Below are 4150 nucleotides of genomic sequence, written 5' to 3' on the forward strand. Positions count from 1 at the left end.
TACGCGCGACATCGCGGCCTATGGCGGCCTCGTGAACCGCATGCCGCTCTACGCGGCGGCGATGATGGTCTTCACCATGGCCAATGTCGGCCTTCCCGGCACCTCGGGCTTCGTCGGCGAGTTCCTGGCGATGATGGGGGCCGGTCTCGAGCGCGATCCGCTGGGCGCGACGCGAGCCGTGCTGCAATCCCTGGTCGGGCTCGTCAACGAGGGCGGGCTTCGCGAGCGGCTGCGCTTCACCAGCGCCATCGCCAACGGCCGCGACCTCTATGCATTTCGCGTCTCGATCAACGATGCGGCCAACACGCTCTACTTCCGCGAGGACAGCGGTCAGGTCATCGTCGTCTCCGAGCCGTTCGACAAGGAGGAGAACTGGATCGAGGTGCCGCCCAATCACGCCTTGATCGCGCGCGCGTCGGAAAGCGTGAAGATTGTTCCGTTCGATGCGACAATTTCCAGTGGCGCCGAGGTGGAACCCGCCCCGACCAGAAGGATTAGTGCCCGCAGATGACCTTTGCCGGGTGGGAAAATGACATCGGTTGCTTCAGACGTTTTGAAACTGCTTCGACTGGATCCCTCTGACGACAAGCAGCACGTCATCATCCGGTCTACGGGGCGAGGCGGCAAGGCTGCCGAATACTCGTTCGGCATCGAGGAGGAATACTTCCTGGCCGATCGCCGCAGCTTCGAGGTCGCTATCCAGACGCCGAACGAGCTGTTCGAATCGGCCAACTGGTCGACCGGCGGCCAGGCCATGCGCGAGATGCTGCAGTCCCAGCTGGAGGTCGCCACCAACGTGCATTTCGACGTGAACGATGCGCGCGAGGAGCTGCGCTTCCTGCGACGCGAGGTCGCGAACGTCGCCGCACAATATGGCTTCGTGATCATGGCCTGCGGCACGCATCCGACCGCGGTGTGGCGCATGTCCCAGCCTAGTCCGAAGCCGCGCTACGAGGAGATGATCGAGGATCTGCGCAGCATCGGCCACCGCAACATGATGTGCGGCATGCATGTGCACGTCCAGTTGCCGGATCCGGAGAAGCGCATGGCGGTGATGCGGGCGATGCTGCCGCATCTGCCGCTGTTCATCGCCTTGTCGGCCTCCTCGCCGTTCTGGAATTCGCACAAGACCGGCCTGAAGGGCTATCGCCTCGCCGCCTATTCCGAGTTGCCTCGCACCGGCCTGCCCGAATTGTTCGAAAGCAAGCAGGACTTCGACGATTATGTCGGCGCCTTGCAGCGCTCCGGCGTGATCCCGGACGAGAGCCACATCTGGTGGGCGATGCGTCCCGCGTTGAAGCATCCGACCCTGGAGCTTCGAGCGCCCGACACCTGCACCTTCGTCGACGACGCCATTGCGATCGCCTCGCTCTACCGCTGCCTGACGCGGCATCTCTATCTGCGCCCCCAGCTGTCCAGGGACGTCACTGTGGTCGAACGCGCGATTGCGGTCGAAAACAAGTGGCGGGCCCAGCGCTACGGCACGGACTGCATCTTTGCCTCCAGGGAAGGCCCGGTAAGCATCTCGGAGCTTCTCGCGCGGCTGATCGACGACGTCGCCGAGGACGCCGCCGCGCTGAACTGCGTCGCCGAGGTCGAGCACTGCCGCACGATCGTGGAGCGGGGCAGCTCGGCAGAATTCCAGCTTCGCGCCTATCGCGACAGCGGCGGCGACATCGCAGCCGTGTCACAATGGATCGCTACTTCTACGTTGTCCGGAACGAGCGCGTCTGCCCAACGCAGCGCTCCCGCGGCGTCATAGCGCCCGCGCAAGCTTCGGCGACGAGAATGCCAGGCCTCAATTCGAGGATCGCGGAGAAGCGCATGAATCGCACCACATCCTGCACCGGTTGCGGCCATCCGAGGGTCCCGCTGTTGACAACCAAAGGCCGCGCGGAGCCGAGCTGCATCTGGTGCGAAGGCTTCGACACGCGCGCGATGGAGATGGCAAAGTGGACCGATAGCCCGGCCGGCAAGCCCGAGCGGAGCGTCCGTCCATCGTTCGAATGAGCCGGATCAGATGCCGACCCGCCGCCGTTTTGCCTGTGGCTGCGACCTCTAGGGCTGCATGCTCTTTGCATGACATGCCGACAAATTAGACAAAGCGGGCTGCCGCACCCCGCTTACGGGCAGGCCACGCAGCTTTGCGGCCGCCGTCGTCTAACCTCAGGCGCAATCTCGGTTATTTGCGCGCGCTGGGGAGCCGGCGAGCCGACGCGCGGCGCCGTGTCCCGACTGGCCTGAAATTCGCAGGACAGGATCAGGCCAAGTCCCTGCCCTGCACCATAAGGCGCGGCCAGTTGCGTGCGCCCGGCTCCGGGATCGATGGCCTCAGATCGGAGAATGCCATGAACGTGCATGCTGCCGGAGACATCAAATTCACCGGTCTCACCCGTCCGAACGGGGCGCCGCTGCGCCTCAACGACCAGGACTTCGTGGCGATCGACCGCGACCGGAATGCGAAGTTCGAGGCGACCTACCGGCCGCAGGCGCTCTACAACCGCGCCAACGAGGGCTTCCACGCGAATAACGAGACTTTCCTGCTGCACGAGGTCGCGACCAATCTGCCGATCTATCGGCCCGACACCGGCCCAACCGATTTCCATCTGCATCTGCCGCCAGGCGGCTTTCAGCTCGTGCTGGTCACCTCGGGCGCGTTCACCTTCGACTATGACGGGCGCTTCTACAATGTCGGCCCCGGCGCGGTGATGCTGCAAAGCGCGATCGTGCACCGCCAGCTGTTCTACACCTGGTCGGGCCTGTCGACCGAAGAGAACCTGAAGACGCCGCAGACCGTGGTGCCCGATCCGATCTCGATGGGCTATTCCGGCAAATTCCTCGAAGCCTTCATCACCGATCCCACCACCTTTCCGAACCCGACCATCGTAGGTCCCGACCAGATCAACGAGGACGAAACGCCGCGCGTGGCCTGGAGCCATCCGCTGCATGACAGGCCAGCCGATGCCGGCTTCTGGCTTCAGGACCCCCTGGCGCTCGACGCGCTGTTCAAGCCGCTCACCGACGGTTCTGTCAGATCGGCGATGCCGGTTTACGTGCGCGATATCGGCATCGAGGCTCCGAGCGGACATCTCGTCACCGGCCACATCATCGCGACCGATCCGCGCGGCCACGCACTCTTGCCGAAGAGCACGTCGGCCGCGGCGGACGCAACCTGCTTTGCCAAGGGCGAAGTCGTGATCTACCGCGTCATTCGCGGCACGGCCGAGTTCAAGAAGAAGGCCGGCGAGAGCTTCGAGCTGTCCGCCGGCGACGTGGTGACGGCGGGCAGGAATTCGATCGGCCTGACGGGTCTCGGCGAAAATACCCAGGTCCTCCGCCTCGGCCTGCTCAAGGGCATGAACGAGCTGCGCAGCTGGACCCCGACGCAGCGCGACGAGATCGACGGCCTCGCCGGTCAGATCATCACGCACAGGGACATGCGTCCGCTGCGCACCGAAGGCAAGCCGGTCGGGTATTTGTACGGCTGAAGCGGGACACGTTTGTCGGTGGTGACCGGGGTTCTTCACACCTCTCCAGTAGGGAGAGGTCGGATCGCATCGATAGATGCGATCCGGGTGAGGGGTTGCGGCATCACTGGATGCTGCGGCCCTCACCCGGATTGCTCCGCAATCCCACCTCTCCCCGCTGCGGAGAGGTAAACCCAGCCCCTACTCCGCCGCCTGACGCACGTGGCGCGCGGTCGGCGTGCGCATCGTGACGAGCTCCTCGGCCGCGGTCGGATGCAGCGCGATGGTGGCGTCGAAATCGGCCTTGGTCGCCTTCATCTTCACCGCGATCGCGACGGCTTGCGTGATCTCTGCAGCGGCATCGCCGACGATGTGGCAACCGAGCACGCGGTCGGTTGCGCCGTCGACGACGAGCTTCATCAGCACGCGCGTGTCGCGACCGGACATCGTCGCCTTGATGGGGCGGAACGTCGTCTTGTAGATGTCGACGTGGCTGAACTGGGCGCGCGCCTCGGTTTCGGTCAAGCCAACCGTGCCGACCTCCGGCTGCGAAAACACGGCCGTCGGGATGTTGGCGTGATCAACCTGCACCTCGCGCTTGCCGAACACGGTATCGGCAAAGGCATGCCCCTCGCGGATCGCCACCGGCGTCAGGTTGAAGCGATGGGTGACATCGCCGATGG

4 protein-coding genes and 1 pseudogene are annotated in these 4150 nt (G+C 64.7%); 4 read left to right on the plus strand and 1 reads right to left on the minus strand.

Annotated elements, in window-relative coordinates:
* The 4 genes from JHD07_RS32710 to JHD07_RS32725 form a co-directional block, all read left to right on the plus strand.
* Nucleotides 1–511, plus strand: a 511-nt coding sequence (locus tag JHD07_RS32710) for a proton-conducting transporter membrane subunit (RefSeq protein WP_291629644.1), incomplete at its 5' end; no start/stop codon positions are given.
* A gap of 18 nt (nucleotides 512–529) precedes the next feature.
* Complete coding sequence (locus tag JHD07_RS32715; protein ID WP_291629646.1) at nucleotides 530–1762, plus strand: carboxylate-amine ligase; 1233 nt, start codon at nucleotides 530–532, stop codon at nucleotides 1760–1762.
* Between the two features lie 62 nt (nucleotides 1763–1824).
* Nucleotides 1825–2010 carry a hypothetical protein gene (locus tag JHD07_RS32720; RefSeq protein ID WP_291629648.1) on the plus strand — a complete coding sequence of 62 codons (186 nt, stop codon included), beginning with the start codon at nucleotides 1825–1827 and terminating at the stop codon, nucleotides 2008–2010.
* 338 nt (nucleotides 2011–2348) lie between these two features.
* Nucleotides 2349–3488, plus strand: coding sequence for a hypothetical protein (locus JHD07_RS32725; RefSeq protein WP_291629650.1), 1140 nt, complete (start codon nucleotides 2349–2351; stop codon nucleotides 3486–3488).
* Between the two features lie 180 nt (nucleotides 3489–3668).
* On the opposite strand, the pseudogene JHD07_RS32730 reads toward JHD07_RS32725, so the two are convergent.
* Nucleotides 3669–4150 (minus strand): annotated as a pseudogene (locus JHD07_RS32730) (glutathione-disulfide reductase); the annotation flags it as partial.

Origin of the sequence: Bradyrhizobium sp. (assembly GCF_016462955.1) — a bacterium.
In the GTDB taxonomy this organism is placed as follows: Bacteria; Pseudomonadota; Alphaproteobacteria; order Rhizobiales; family Xanthobacteraceae; genus Bradyrhizobium.

Coding starts and splice junctions, on each gene's coding strand:
- JHD07_RS32715 (WP_291629646.1), top strand. CDS start 530: ATGACATCGGTTGCTTCAGACGTTTTGAAACTGCTTCGACTGGATCCC.
- JHD07_RS32720 (WP_291629648.1), top strand. CDS start 1,825: ATGAATCGCACCACATCCTGCACCGGTTGCGGCCATCCGAGGGTCCCG.
- JHD07_RS32725 (WP_291629650.1), top strand. CDS start 2,349: ATGAACGTGCATGCTGCCGGAGACATCAAATTCACCGGTCTCACCCGT.